Origin of the sequence: Burkholderia sp. MSMB1078WGS (assembly GCF_001528895.1) — a bacterium.
Classification (GTDB): domain Bacteria; phylum Pseudomonadota; class Gammaproteobacteria; order Burkholderiales; family Burkholderiaceae; genus Burkholderia.
The window spans coordinates 39,408-53,103 of the sequence record NZ_LPDI01000001.1; the positions used below are offsets into that span (position 1 = coordinate 39,408).

At 68.9% G+C, this 13,696-nt stretch carries 13 protein-coding genes and 1 riboswitch; of the genes, 3 read left to right on the forward strand and 10 right to left on the reverse strand.

What is annotated here, in order from left to right:
* Positions 1 to 17 precede the first annotated feature (17 nt).
* The 8 genes from lnt to WT24_RS00210 all read right to left on the reverse strand — a co-directional run bounded on the left by lnt (position 18) and on the right by WT24_RS00210 (position 8,325).
* Positions 18 to 1,718 carry an apolipoprotein N-acyltransferase gene (gene lnt / locus WT24_RS00180; RefSeq protein WP_059794008.1) on the reverse strand — a complete coding sequence of 567 codons (1,701 nt, stop codon included), beginning with the start codon at positions 1,716 to 1,718 and terminating at the stop codon, positions 18 to 20.
* Positions 1,719 to 1,770: 52 nt separating this feature from the next.
* Positions 1,771 to 2,658 (reverse strand): HlyC/CorC family transporter, encoded by an 888-nt coding sequence (locus WT24_RS00185; RefSeq protein ID WP_059504489.1) that lies wholly within the window; start codon positions 2,656 to 2,658, stop codon positions 1,771 to 1,773.
* Positions 2,659 to 2,950: 292 nt separating this feature from the next.
* A complete protein-coding gene (locus tag WT24_RS34780; RefSeq protein ID WP_164728356.1) occupies positions 2,951 to 3,100 on the reverse strand; it encodes a hypothetical protein in 150 nt (49 codons plus the stop codon).
* A 71-nt stretch (positions 3,101 to 3,171) separates the two neighbouring features.
* Positions 3,172 to 3,804, reverse strand: a complete 633-nt coding sequence (locus tag WT24_RS00190; RefSeq protein ID WP_059794009.1) for a gamma-glutamylcyclotransferase — start codon at positions 3,802 to 3,804, stop codon at positions 3,172 to 3,174.
* Positions 3,805 to 3,816: 12 nt separating this feature from the next.
* Complete coding sequence (ybeY, locus tag WT24_RS00195) at positions 3,817 to 4,584, reverse strand: rRNA maturation RNase YbeY (RefSeq protein ID WP_059504491.1); 768 nt, start codon at positions 4,582 to 4,584, stop codon at positions 3,817 to 3,819.
* Between the two features lie 128 nt (positions 4,585 to 4,712).
* The gene (locus WT24_RS00200) at positions 4,713 to 5,759 is read right to left on the reverse strand and encodes a PhoH family protein (protein WP_059504492.1); all 1,047 of its coding nucleotides are present in this window, start codon (positions 5,757 to 5,759) and stop codon (positions 4,713 to 4,715) included.
* A 33-nt stretch (positions 5,760 to 5,792) separates the two neighbouring features.
* Entirely contained in the window at positions 5,793 to 7,178 is a 1,386-nt protein-coding gene (gene miaB / locus WT24_RS00205; protein WP_059504494.1) for a tRNA (N6-isopentenyl adenosine(37)-C2)-methylthiotransferase MiaB, read from the reverse strand.
* Positions 7,179 to 7,392: 214 nt separating this feature from the next.
* Positions 7,393 to 8,325 carry a LysR family transcriptional regulator gene (locus tag WT24_RS00210; RefSeq protein WP_059504496.1) on the reverse strand — a complete coding sequence of 311 codons (933 nt, stop codon included), beginning with the start codon at positions 8,323 to 8,325 and terminating at the stop codon, positions 7,393 to 7,395.
* A gap of 147 nt (positions 8,326 to 8,472) precedes the next feature.
* On the opposite strand from WT24_RS00210, the gene WT24_RS00215 reads away from it, so the two are divergent.
* From WT24_RS00215 to ribB, 3 genes are all read left to right on the forward strand, one after another.
* A complete protein-coding gene (locus WT24_RS00215) occupies positions 8,473 to 9,648 on the forward strand; it encodes an MFS transporter (RefSeq protein ID WP_059794093.1) in 1,176 nt (391 codons plus the stop codon).
* Positions 9,649 to 9,852: 204 nt separating this feature from the next.
* Positions 9,853 to 10,539: a helix-turn-helix domain-containing protein gene (locus tag WT24_RS00220; protein ID WP_034208332.1), complete on the forward strand. Its 687-nt coding sequence runs from the start codon at positions 9,853 to 9,855 to the stop codon at positions 10,537 to 10,539.
* 187 nt (positions 10,540 to 10,726) lie between these two features.
* Positions 10,727 to 10,875: riboswitch (FMN riboswitch) on the forward strand.
* A 118-nt stretch (positions 10,876 to 10,993) separates the two neighbouring features.
* Entirely contained in the window at positions 10,994 to 11,704 is a 711-nt protein-coding gene (gene ribB, locus WT24_RS00225) for a 3,4-dihydroxy-2-butanone-4-phosphate synthase (protein WP_034208331.1), read from the forward strand.
* 71 nt (positions 11,705 to 11,775) lie between these two features.
* Here the strand turns inward: ribB and WT24_RS00230 are convergent, their stop codons facing one another.
* Positions 11,776 to 12,462 (reverse strand): HAD-IA family hydrolase, encoded by a 687-nt coding sequence (locus tag WT24_RS00230; protein WP_059504500.1) that lies wholly within the window; start codon positions 12,460 to 12,462, stop codon positions 11,776 to 11,778.
* 180 nt (positions 12,463 to 12,642) lie between these two features.
* Positions 12,643 to 13,629 (reverse strand): inositol 2-dehydrogenase, encoded by a 987-nt coding sequence (gene iolG, locus WT24_RS00235; protein WP_060030367.1) that lies wholly within the window; start codon positions 13,627 to 13,629, stop codon positions 12,643 to 12,645.
* Positions 13,630 to 13,696 lie beyond the last annotated feature (67 nt).

A 13,696-nucleotide genomic window follows, 5' to 3' on the forward strand; every position in this document is an offset into this window, starting at 1 on the left:
GACGGCGGCCCGTTGCGTCATTGCGCTTCGTCGTCGCCGTGGCGTCGGCCGTTGCGCCGGCGCAAGCCCGGCCCGAACGTGAAGCCGAACGCGAGCAGCACGAACGACACCGCGAGCACGATGTTGTTGCCGCTCGTCACGTACGGCGTGAAGCCGCTGGTGCCTTCGATCCGCACGTCGAGCGAGCCGATCGTGAACGGCTTCAACTGGCCGAGCACGCGGCCGTGCGCGTCGATCGCGGCCGTCATCCCCGTGTTGGTCGAGCGCAGCATCGGCCGGCCCGTTTCGAGCGAGCGCATCCGCGCGATCTGCAGATGCTGGTCGAGCGCGATCGTGTCGCCGAACCACGCGAGATTCGTCACGTTGACGAGCACGCCGGGCGGCTGCGGATTGTCGCGGATCGTCGCGGCGATTTCCTCGCCGAACAAATCCTCGTAGCAGATGTCGGCCATCACCGGCTGGTTGTGCACGAGGAACGGCTTCTGCACGGGCGCGCCGCGCGCGAAGTCGCCGAGCGGCATCTTCATCAGGTTGACGAACCACCGGAAGCCCCACGGAATGAATTCGCCGAAGGGCACGAGGTGATGCTTGTCGTAGTGATAGATGTCGCGCGAGTTCGGCGTCACGCCGTACAGGCTGTTCGTGTAATCGACGTACCGGCCGTCCTCGGTCACCGACGCGCCGACCGCGCCGAACAGCACGGCCGAACCGGTCGTGTCGCTGAACTTGCGGATCGCGACGGCGAACGGTTCGGGCAGTTCCTGGATCATCACCGCGATCGCGGTCTCGGGCGTGACGATCAGGTCGGCCGGCTTCTCGACGATCATCTGCTGGTACATCTTGATCGCCGCGTCGATGCCTTCCTGCTCGAACTTGATGTCCTGCTTCACGTTGCCCTGCAGCAGCCGCACGGTGAGCGGCGCGTTCGCGGGCACGGTCCACGTGACCTGCGACAGCGCGAGGCCGGCCGCGACGAGCGCGGCGGCGATGCCGGCCGGCGCGGCGATGCGTACGCGCGCGTTGCCGCTCGATGCGCCGGCGCCGCCGACCCGCAGCGGCGACGGGCGCGCGGCGGCGAGCGCCTGCACGACCAGTGCGGCGAACAGCGCGAGCACCCACGCGATCCCGTACACGCCGACCACCGGCGCAAAGCCCGCGAACGGGCCGTCGACCTGCGGGTAGCCGCTGCCGAGCCAGGGAAAGCCGGTGAACACGGTGCCGCGCAGCCATTCGCCGAGCGCCCACGCGCTCGCGAACGCGAATGCGCCGTGCCAGGTCGGCGAGAACGGCCGCGGGTCGGGCTCGCGGCGATGCCACGCATGGCCCGCGCAGAACGACCACAGCCCGGCCGCGAACGCCGGGTACAGCGACAGATACAGCGAGAACAGCACGAGCGCGCCGCCCGCGAGCGGCGCGGCCATCTCGCCGTACACGTGCATGCTGATGTAGAGCCACCAGACGCCGCTGATGAAGTTGCCGAAGCCGAACGCGCCGCCGGTGAGCGCGGCGCCGCGCCAGCTCGACGTGCGCGTCAGCTGCGCGAAAAACCAGACGAATACGACGAGCTGCAGCCAGCCGCCATGCGGCGTGGGTGCGAAGGCGAGCGTATTGGCCGCGCCGGCGAGCAGCGCGGCCGGATAGTGCCAGCGCGGCAGCGCGCGGCCGGGCGCCGGCGCGAGAAGGCCGCCAGCCGGGCGGGACGGGATCGGATCGTCCATGTGAAGCGGAAGAGGGCGAGCGGTTGAAGGAAGCGCGGCCGGCGCGGGGCGGTCAGTCTTCGTGCGAGGTTTCGGCGCGACGGCTGGCGAGCGGGTTGCGGCGCACCAGCAGCACATGAACCTGGCGCGCATCGCCGCGCTGGATTTCGAACACGAGGTTGCCGAGCTGCAGCTTCTCGCCGCGGTGCGGCACGCGTCCGAAATGATGGGTGATCAGCCCGCCGATCGTGTCGACTTCGTCGTCAGGGAAATCGGTGCCGAACACCTCGTTGAACTGCTCGATCTCGGTGAGCGCGCGCACGCGGTAGCGGCCGTCCGGCCCCGAGATGATGTTGCCGGCTTCCTCGTCGAAGTCGTATTCGTCCTCGATGTCGCCGACGATCTGTTCGAGCACGTCCTCGATCGTGATCAGGCCAGCGACGCCGCCGTATTCGTCGACGACGATCGCCAGGTGGTTGCGGTTCACGCGGAAGTCGTGCAGCAGCACGTTCAGGCGCTTCGATTCCGGAATGAACACGGCCGGGCGCAGCATCCCGCGCACGTCGAACTCTTCCTCGGCGTAGAAGCGCAGCAGATCCTTCGCGAGCAGCACCCCGATCACGTTGTCGCGGTTCTCCTCGTACACGGGATAGCGCGAGTGCGCCTTTTCGAGGACGAACGGGATGAAATCCTCGGGCTTGTCGGCGATGTTGATCGCGTCCATTTGCGCGCGCGGCACCATGATGTCGCGCGCGCACAGATCGGATACCTGGAACACGCCTTCGATCATCGACAGCGAATCGGCGTCGATCAGGTTGCGTTCGTGAGCGTCCTGGAGGATTTCCAGCAACTCGCCGCGGGATTCGGGCTCGGGCGAGATGAAGTCGGTCAGGCGCTCGAGCAGCGAGCGCTTTTCTTGCGGTTTGTCGGTTGGCTTACGACTGGGATACGAATCGTTCATGGTGGTGCGCCCGGGTCATGCCGGGGCGCGCGGTCACGGAGTAGGCAAGGATACACCAAGGGCACGACGCGGCCGTGTCACCCGGCCGCACGGCCAGGGCGGGCGGCTCGCGCTGCCCCGCTCGCGGACGGCCGCGCCGGGCGCGGCGGCGTCCTCGGGCTCATCCTATCGCAGAAAGAGCCGGCGGGGCGCGGCGGCCAAAAATCGGCGGCGGGAAGGGCGACGCGGCCCGACGCGGGAAACGGCCGTGACGGCGGCATTCCGCCGCAGGCGGGCGCCGCCGGCGCGCGGTTCAGAACCGCATGCCGGCCGAGCAGCCGCCGGCTGCCGCGCCGTTGGTCGCGGCGCCGCCGCAACCGAGTATCCCGCAGCCGGACAGCGCGACGCTCGCGGCGACGAGCAGCGCGGCGATCCTGCAACGTGACCGGCGTGACGGTTTCATCGGCAGTGTCCTCGGGAAGGGTGGGCGGCGCAGTGCCGCATGCATGGCGGCAGGCCGGGTGTCGTGTCGGATCATCGGCATCGTGCGAGCAACCCTTCCAGCGCGCGGTCGGGGATGCCGCTCGCGCGCAGCGCGTCGACCGTGCGGCTCACGTAGTCGAGCGTCGTGCCGTAGCGGCCGGCCGCGCAGCCGAACACTTCCTTCACGACGGGGTCGGTCAGCTTGCCCGTATAGGTCGGTGCGTCGCGGCGCATCACGAACGCGAGCGCGGTCACGCGTTCGCCGGTTTCGAGTGAGCACGGCAGCCACGCGGGCCGGTACGAGCCCATCGGCATCTCGCGCTTCCACAATGTCTCGAGGTGCGGCTGCGCGGTCGGCCCGGCGAGCCGGAAGGCGATGCCCGTGCACGAGCCGCCGCGATCGAGCGCGAGCACGAGGCCCGGCCGTTCGGGGGTGCCGCGGTTCACGCGCGACCACAGGTAGAGCCCGCGGTGATAGCCGTGCACCTTGCCGCGCACGGCAGCGACGGTCGGCAGCCCGGGGTTCCAGATCAGCGAGCCATAGCCGAACAGCCAGAGATCCTGCCGGCCGTCCCAGTCGCGCATCGTATGCGCGAGGGACGCGGCGAGTTCGTCTTCCGTCAGCAGACGGCCTTCGCCGATCGACGGCGGGTAGGCGGGCGGCAGCATCGCGGCGTGACGCATCGGACGGATGGCTTACTGGTACGGGTTCGGAAAACCCAGTTTCGCGAGGATGTCGACTTCGAGCGCTTCCATTTCGGCCGCGTCCTCGTCGCTCGTCTCGTGGTCGTAGCCCTGCGCGTGCAGCGCGCCGTGCACCAGCAGGTGCGCGTAATGGGCCATGAGCGGCTTGCCCTGGTCGTGCGCTTCCTTCTCGACCACCGGGCAGCACAGCACGAGGTCGCCGATCACGGTGCCGTCGGGCGCCGGGTCGTACGCGAAGGTCAGCACGTTGGTCGGATAGTCCTTGTGGCGGTAGCCGGCGTTCAGCGTACGGCCTTCGTTTTCGCCGACGAAGCGCACGGTGAACTGCGCGCTCGCGAACAGCGCCGGCTCGATCCATTCGGCGATCAGCTTGCGCTTGGGCAGCGTCTTGCGCAGCTCGCTCGTGATCTCGTCGCCGTACTGCACGGACAGGTCGAATTCCAGCGCGCGCGGCTCGTCTTCCGGGTCGTCCTCGCGCGGGGCGAATTCGGCGCCGACGTGCAGCGTCACGCTGTCGTAGTGCTCGGGCTGCAGCGCGAGCTTCGCGCGCATCGCCGGATCGTTGTGCTGCGCGACGATCGCGACAGCCGCGTCGCCCGAGCTGCCCGACAGGTCGAACATCAGGCTGCGGCCGTCCGGGAAGTCGATTCGCAGCCCTTGTGCGTTGACGGTCCGGGCCTTGCCCTTTGCGTCGAACAGCGAAAGGCGGGGGGAGTCGGACGCGGCGCGGCCGGATTTGCGGGAACGGGAGGATTTCATGACGCGTGCGGCGATTGGGACGCGTTGAGGATACACCAAACGGCCGATCGCGCCCGAATTCGCCCGGGCGAAAAAAAGCCCGGCGCGCCGTGTGGCGGGCCGGGCCGGCCGGGGCAGCGCGCCGCCGCTCAGCCGTCCTGGTGCTGCGCGTGGAATTCGTCGTACGCCTCGACGATGCGCGCGACGAGCGGATGGCGCACCACGTCCGCGCTCGTGAAGCGCGTGAGCGCGATGCCGCGCACGCCGCCGAGCACCTGCTGCGCCTCGACGAGGCCGCTCTTGTGGCCGCGCGGCAGGTCGACCTGGCTCGTGTCGCCGGTCACGACCGCCTTCGAGCCGAAGCCGATCCGCGTGAGGAACATCTTCATCTGCTCGGGCGTCGTGTTCTGCGCCTCGTCGAGGATGATGAACGCGTGGTTCAGCGTGCGGCCGCGCATGTACGCGAGCGGTGCGATCTCGATCATCTGGCGCTCGAACATCTTGGCCGTCTTGTCGAAGCCGAGCAGGTCGTACAGCGCGTCGTACAGCGGCCGCAGGTACGGGTCGACCTTCTGCGCGAGGTCGCCCGGCAGGAAGCCGAGCCGCTCGCCGGCCTCGACGGCCGGGCGCGTCAGCACGATCCGCTTGACCTGGTCGCGCTCGAGCGCGTCGACCGCGCACGCGACCGCGAGGTAGGTCTTGCCGGTGCCGGCCGGCCCGATGCCGAACGTCACGTCGTGCGACAGGATCTGCTTCAGGTATTCGCGCTGCGCGGGCGTGCGGCCGCGCAGGTCGGCGCGCCGCGTGTAGAGCTTCGGCGCCGGTTCTTCGTCCGGCTCGTCCGCGTCGAGCTGCACGACGGGTTCGTCGAACGGATGGTCGGGGTCGCCGCGAAAGCGCACGTCGAGCGGTTCCTGGCGGCCGTTGCCGGCCGTGTGGCGCACCTCGACCAGCGCGAGCTGGATGTCGTCGACCGACAGCGGATCGCGCGCGCGGTTGTAGAAGTTTTCGAGCGCGGCGAGGGCGAGCTTGGCGCCGCGCCCGCGGATCGTGATCCGGTGGCCGCGCCGCGCGAGCGTGACGTCGAGCGCCTGTTCGATCTGCCGCAGGTTTTCGTCGAGCGGGCCGCAGAGGTTGGCGAGGCGCGCGTTGTCGTCGCGCGGGGCGGTGAATTCCAGTGCTTGGACGGTCTTCAAAGTAGCGTCGGGCTCCTGTCGGGCGTCGGTCGGTCAGTGGGTGGCCGCGCTCGCGTCGTCGCTGACGAGCACGAGCTCGCCGCGCAGCGAGTGCGGGTACGCATGGTTGATCCTCACGTCGATCATCTGGCCGATCAGGCGCGGGTGTGACGCGAGCGGCGCCGGGAAATTCACGACCCGGTTGTTCTCGGTGCGGCCCGCGAGTTCGTTCGGGTCCTTGCGCGACGGGCCCTCGACGAGGATCCGCTCGACCTTCCCGACCATCGACTGGCTGATGCGCGCGACGTTCTCCTCGATCGTCGCCTGCAGATGTTGCAGGCGTTTGAGCTTCACTTCGCGCGGCGTGTCGTCGGCGAGGTTCGCGGCCGGCGTGCCCGGGCGCGGGCTGTAGATGAACGAGAAGCTGGTGTCGTAGCTCATCTCGTGCACGAGCGCCATCATCTTGTCGAAATCCTCCTCGGTCTCGCCGGGGAAGCCGACGATCATGTCGGTCGACAGCGACAGATCGGGGCGGATCGCGCGCAGCTTGCGGATCACCGACTTGTATTCGAGCACCGTGTAGCCGCGCTTCATCGCCATCAGGATGCGGTCGGAGCCGTGCTGGACCGGCAGATGCAGGTGGCTCACGAGCTTCGGCACCTTCGCGTAGGTGTCGATCAGGCGCTGCGTGAATTCCTTCGGGTGCGACGTCGTGTAGCGGATCCGCTCGATGCCGGGGATGTCGGCGACGTATTCGATCAGCGTCGCGAAATCGGCGATGTCGGTCGAGCCGGCCGTCAGCGCGCCGCCGAATTTTCCACGATAAGCGTTCACGTTCTGGCCGAGCAGCGTGACTTCGCGCACGCCCTGATCGGCGAGGCCGGCGATTTCGGTCAGCACGTCGTCGAGCGGGCGCGACACTTCATCGCCGCGCGTGTACGGCACCACGCAGTAGCTGCAGTACTTCGAGCAGCCTTCCATGATCGACACGAACGCGCTCGGCCCCTCGACGCGCGCGGGCGGCAGGTGGTCGAACTTCTCGATTTCGGGGAACGTGATGTCGACCTGCGCGCGGCCGCTCGCGCGGCGCGCGTCGATCATCTGCGGCAGGCGGTGCAGGGTTTGCGGGCCGAACACGAGGTCGACGTACGGCGCGCGCGACACGATCGACGCGCCTTCCTGGCTCGCGACGCAGCCGCCGACGCCGATCAGGAGGCCCGGCTTCGCTTCCTTCAGCTCGCGCACGCGGCCGAGATCGGAGAACACCTTCTCCTGCGCCTTCTCGCGCACCGAACACGTGTTGAACAGGATGATGTCCGCGTCTTCCGGCGTGTCGGTCTTTTCGAGGCCTTCGGCCGCGTTGAGCACGTCCACCATCTTGTCCGAGTCGTACTCGTTCATCTGGCAGCCGAAGGTCTTTACGTAAACTTTCTTGGTCATGGGGATTCGCCGTTCGCAGTGGTTGACCTGGGGGCGTCGTCAAGGGTGAGTCGGGACGGCCGTGCGCGGCACGCGAATCGCGCGCAGCAGGCAGGAAAGGCCGTCGGGAAAGCCTTCCATTATAGCTTTTCGCGCCACGACGGACGGGCGGCCGGTCGCAGACGCGCGACGCAGGATCGTGGGTTCCGACCCCTCGATGAAGGCGGGCCGGCCGTCAGCGGCACGCGTTCAGCAAGTCGTCGAGCGCCGCTTCCTCGCGCGCGAAGCGTTCGGCGAGAAAATCGAGCAGCACGCGCACGCGCGGCGCCATGTAGCGCTTGCTGTGATAGATCGCGTGCAGCGGCGCATCCTGGTGCCGCCAGTCGGGCAGCAGCACGCGCAGCCGGCCCGCACGGACGTCGTCGGCGATGTCCCACAGCGACTTCAGCGCGATGCCGTGGCCGCGCAGCGTCCATTCGCGCGTGAGGCCGCCGTCGTTGGTCTCGAACGCAGTCGACACGGGCACCGTGTGGATCTGCACTTCGTCGCCGCGCGTGAAGTGCCAGGTGTTCATCGGGCCGGACGCGATCGTGATCACGTTGCACGGAAAGCGGGCCAGATCATGCGGATCGGCCGGCACGCCATGGCGTTCGACGAACGACGGCGCCGCGCACAGCACGCGCCGGTTGGTCGCGAGCCGGCGGGCGATCAGCGCACCGTCGGGCGGGGCGGCGAAGCGGATCGCCAGATCGATCTCGTCCTGCCACAGGTTCGACGACGAATCGGACGCCGTGAGCGAAAACGTGACGCCCGGATGCAGCGTCGTGAATTCGTGAAGCCAGTCGAGCAACTGGTGGCGGCCGAAATCGGACGTCGACGACAGCCGCACCTTGCCGCTCACGACGTTGCGGCCTTCCTGCAGCATCGCATCCGCGTCGTCGAGCGCCTGCAGCGCCTGGCGGCAGCAGTTCAGGTACAGCTTGCCTTCGTCGGTGAGCCGCAATTGCCGCGTCGAGCGTTCGAACAGCCGCGTCGCGATCTTCGCCTCGAGCTTCGCGAGCCGCGCGCTCGCGGCGGCCGGCGTGAGGTTCAGCTTGCGTCCAGCGGCGGACAGGCTGCCCAGTTCCGCCGCCTCGACGAACAGCCGGATGTCGCCCAGTCGGTCCATGCGATTTTCCAGAGATATTTGAAAATGGTTCAAATGCCACGCCAATTATCAAATATAGGCGTCTTCGGGACAATGCGCGCACATCCCGCTTTCTTGTGCGGTGCGGCACCGAACCGGCGCCGCGGCCGCCGCCTTCCGGAGAACGTCATGCCCCTTCCGTTACTGGCGCTCGCGATCAGCGCCTTCGCCATCGGCACCACCGAATTCATCATCATGGGCCTCCTGCCCGAAGTCGCGCACGACCTGGCCGTGTCGCTGCCGTCGGCCGGCCTGCTCGTCACCGGCTACGCGCTCGGCGTCGCGGTCGGCGCGCCGCTGCTCGCGGTGCTGACGAGCCGCATGCCGCGCAAGGCCGCGCTGCAGTTGCTGATGGCGATCTTCGTCGTCGGCAACGTGCTGTGCGCGATCGCGTCCGGTTACGCGATGCTGATGGTCGCGCGCGTCGTCACGTCGTTCGCGCACGGCTCGTTCTTCGGCATCGGCGCGGTGGTCGCCGCGTCGCTCGTGCCGGCCGACAAGCGCGCGAGCGCGATCGCGCTGATGTTCACCGGGCTCACGCTGTCGAACGTGCTCGGCGTGCCGTTCGGCACGTTCGTCGGCCAGTTGCTCGGCTGGCGCGCGTCGTTCTGGATCGTCGCGGCGCTCGGCGTGCTCGCCTTTGGCGGCGTGGCCGCGCTCGTGCCGAACCGCCACGACAGCGGGCCGGTCGGCCTCGGCCACGAAGTGCGCGTGCTGAAGGAGCCGCAGGTATGGCTCGCGCTGCTGATGACCGTGCTCGGCTTCGGCGGCGTGTTCGTCGTGTTCACCTACATCGCGCCGATTCTCGAGACCGTATCGGGCTATTCGCCGCGCGCGGTCGCGCTGATCCTCGTGCTGTTCGGCGCGGGGCTGACGATCGGCAATACGATCGGCGGCAAGCTCGCCGACCGCGCGCTGATGCCGTCGCTGATCGCGATCCTCGTCGCGCTGATGGCCGTGATGGCCGCGTTCGCGAAGACGAGCCACCTGCCGGTCGCGGCTGCCGTCACCGTATTCGTCTGGGGGATCGCCGCGTTCGCGACGGTGCCGCCGCTGCAGGCGCGCGTGGTCGAGAAGGCCGCGAGCGCACCGCATCTCGCGTCGACGCTGAACATCGGCGCGTTCAACGTCGGCAATGCGGGCGGTGCGTGGCTCGGCGGCCTCGCGCTCGAACACGGCTTCGCGCTCGATGCGCTGCCCTGGGTCGCGGTCGCGGTGACGTTCGCGGCGCTCGTCGTCACGTGGCTCGCGATGCGGCTCGATGCGCGCGGCCCGGCGCGCGGCGCGGCGCAGGCGGCGCAGTGAGCGGCGCCTTGCGCGGCGACGCCATGGCGGCAGGAAAAGGTTCGCGAGAAACGCATTCCTCCGCAATGCTGATAACGGTGTGAAGATAACTTCGTTTGCCCGTGCAAGGGCGGGTGATAGCGTCTCGATACGCGCCATGACCGGCGCAACCCGATTCCGGCTTACCCCCTACGCAGGGCCGCGCGGCGGCCCGGAGGCCATGCTATGTCTTCATCCCTGGCGCTCGTGCGCGACGTGTCTTCCTTCGAGTCCGGCAATGCCGCCGACCTGCGCGCGTCCGCGTCGCTCGACGCGCTCGAGCAGGTCGTCGGCGTGAACCTGGCGCGCTTGCGCGCCGAGCGGCAACTGTCGCTCGATGCGCTCGCGCGGCTGTCCGGCGTGTCGCGCGCGATGCTCGCGCAGATCGAATCGGCGCGCAGCGTGCCGTCGATCAAGGTCCTCTGCAAGATCGCGGCGGCGCTGAAGGTATCGGTCGCCGCGTTCCTGCGGCGCCATGCGGTGAACGGTTTCGAGCATCTGGCGGCCGAGCGCGCGTCGCGCGTCGTCAGCTCGAACGGCCGCTTCTCGGCACGTGCGCTGTACCCGGAAGGCGAGCCGGCCGCGGCCGAATTCCACGAGCTGCGGATCGCGCCGCTGCATACGGAGCCCGGCACGCGCCGCGCACCCGGCACGACGGTCAACCTCGTCGTCAGCGAAGGCACGCTCGAAGTCAGCGTGCACGACCGCCGCCAGTTGCTCGCGACCGGCGATGCGATCGTGTTCGATGCCGACCAGCCGTACAGCCTGCGCAACCCGGGCGACAGCGAAGCGCGTGCGTTCCGCGTGACGGTGAGCCCCGAGGTGCCGCCGCGCTGGCTCGTGCCCGACGCGGCGCACGCCGCCGCCAACTGATCGTGCGCGCCGCGCGGCGCGACTGCGTTTCCCGGCCGTCGCGGCGTCGCGGGTCGGTCCGCCGGCCGTTCGGACGACGCCGTTAGACGGAGTCGTCAGTAAGGTTTTACCGGTAGTTCGCTGCGCGTCGCGCGCGGCTGTTGTATGCTTGGCCCGCCGATGACGGGGCGTTCCCGTCCGGCAATCAGTGCGTCTTCAGGGCGGGGCGAAATTCCCCACCGGCGGTAGGCCGGCGTAAGCCGGCGAGCCCGCGAGCGCCCGCGCATCCGCGCGGGGTCAGCAGATCTGGTCGAATGCCAGAGCCGACGGTCACAGTCCGGATGAGAGAAGATGTGCAGATAGTCATGTCCGTCAGGGCCGCTTCGCGCTGCATGCGAAGCGGGTTGTCGTTCTGTCTGTTTGCAATGCCCTGAAACGTTTTTCGCCCAAATCGTATTTGCGAGGAGCGTTTCACATGTCCTTGATGTCCGTTTCGTCGGCGCCTGCCGACGCCTTTGCCGATCTCCCGCTGCTGGATTCCGAACCGGTGCCGCCGCGCATCGCCGCTGCGCTCGACGCGATGCGCGCCGGCCGCGCGGTCGTGCTGCAGGACGACCACGATCGCGAGAACGAAGCCGACCTGATCGTCGCCGCCGAGCGCATCACGCCCGAGACGATGGCGCTGCTGATTCGCGAGTGCAGCGGCATCGTGTGCCTGTGTCTGACCGACGACACGGTGCGCGCGCTCGAACTGCCGCCAATGGTGCAGACCAACGAAAGCCGCAACGGCACCGCGTTCACCGTGTCGATCGAGGCGCGCGAAGGCGTGCATACCGGCGTGTCGGCGGCCGATCGCGTGACGACGATCCGCGCGGCGATCGCCGACGATGCGAAGCCGTACGACATCGTGCGCCCCGGCCACGTGTTTCCGTTGCGTGCGCAACCGGGCGGTGTGCTGGCGAGACGCGGCCACACCGAAGGCACCGTCGACCTGTCGATCCTCGCGGGCCTGAAGCCGGCCGGCGTGCTGTGCGAGCTGATGAATCCGGACGGCACGATGACGCGCGGCGACGACGTCGAGCGCTTCGCGCAACGGCACGGGCTGCCGATGCTGACGATCGCGGAACTCGTCGAGTTCCGCGAGGCGCTGGCGGCGGCGCGCGAACGCTGCTGCGAGCCGGCCTGAGCGAAGGCAAGGCGGGCGCGTTCGCGCGCCCGTGGCGCGGCCGGATCGACCGGATCCGGCCCGAATGACGATCAGGACTGCACGTCGCCGAATTCGCCGCGCATGCCGGCTTCGACGAGCGCCGGCAGTTCGTCCATCCTGCGCATGATCCGCGTGATGCCCATCGCGCGCAGCGCGTCCGCGTAGTTGTCGGGGATGTGGCTCGCGCCGACGAACGCGATCGTCTTCATCCCGGCCGCCCGCGCGGCATTCAACCCCGAGATGCTGTCCTCGACGACGACGCAGCGCGCCGGCGCGACGCCGAGCGTGTGCGCCGCATGCAGGTAGACGTCGGGGTAGGGCTTCGGCCGCGCGACCTGTTCGGAGCTGAACACGCGCTCGCCGAAGATCTCGGTGAGCGATGCGCGCTTCAGCGAGTTGCGCACGCGCACGAGCCGGCTGTTCGACACGACGGCGGCCGGCAGCGTGACCTTCAGCAGCGCGTCGCGCACGCCGCCGATCGGCGCGAGCGATTGCGCGAGCGCGACTTCGATGTTGTGCTCGATGGTCTCGATGAAGTTGGCGGGCATCTCGACCCCGAAGCGGGATTCGATGCCGGCGAGGAAGCGCGACGTCTGCTGGCCGAATGCCGACTTCGCGGCGGCTTCGAAATCGAGGTTCGGGAACGTGGCGGACAGCGTGTCGAGCAGCACGCGGTCGGCGATGACTTCGCTGTCGACGAGCACGCCGTCGCAGTCGCAGATGAGGTGATCGAGCATGGTGATGAAAATGCGGGATATCGGCGACGCCGATCGATTCGCCATCATACGTGCTTTCGCGCGCAGGCCGCGCGACGTGGCGGCAAATTCGCCCGATGCGGCCGTGCCGGTGCGGCATGCCGTGCCGCCGATCGCGCGACGGCGGCCCGCTTGCCCGGATCGCCGCCGTCGTATGCTGTGTCACAGCTCGATCGCGTGCCCCGTTTTCCACGACGTCGTCGCGGCTTCGGCCAGTTCGAGCGCGGCGAGCCCGTCGTCGATCGTCGTCCGGACCGGCGTGCCGTCGCGCAGCGCGTCGACGAAATGCGCGATCTCGGCCGCGTATGCGTGCCGGTAGCGTTCGAGAAAGAACGGCTCCGGCACGTCCGTCGCGATGCCGCCCGCGAGCCATGCGCTCACCTCGGTCGGCCGCACGTTGCCGGCCTGGAGCATCCCGTGGCTGCCGAGCAGCTCGAAGCGCTGGTCGTAGCCGTAGGCCGCGCGCCGCGACGTGTTGATCTGGCACAGCAAGCCGCGCCGCGTGCGGATCGTCACGGCGGTCGAATCGATGTCGCCGGCGTCGCGCACGGCCGGATCGGTCAGGCAACTGCCCGTCGCGTGCAGCGTCTGCGCTTCGTCGCCGAGGATCCAGCGGAACACGTCGAAGTCGTGGATCAGCATGTCCTTGAAAATGCCGCCCGAGCTGCGGATGTAGTCGGCCGGCGGCGCGCCCGGATCGCGGCTCGTGACGACCAGCATTTCCGGCGCGCCGATTTCGCCACGCTCGACGCGCGCCTTCAGCGCCGCGAAGGTCGGGTCGAAGCGGCGCTGGAAGCCGATCATGCAGGTCACACCGGTGCGCTGCACGACGTCCGCGCACGCACGCGCGCGTTCGACGGCGAGGTCGACCGGCTTCTCGCAGAACACCGCCTTGCCCGCGTTCGCGGCCGCGACGATCAGGTCCGCGTGCGTGTCGGTGCTCGACGCGATCACGACGGCCCGCACCGACGCATCGCCGAGCGCGCGCTCGATATCGGCGGCTTGCGCGCCATGCGTGCGGGCGAGGGCTTCCGCCGACGGCGTGTGCCGGTCGATCACGTACTTCAGTGTCGCGCCCGGATGGCGCGCGAGATTCGCCGCGTGGATCTTGCCGATTCTGCCCGCGCCGAACAAAGCGAATTCGATCATTTCGTGCTCCTTGGGATGATGTTTTTTCACGATGCGCGCCCGGCGTGGGCCACGCACCGTCACGACC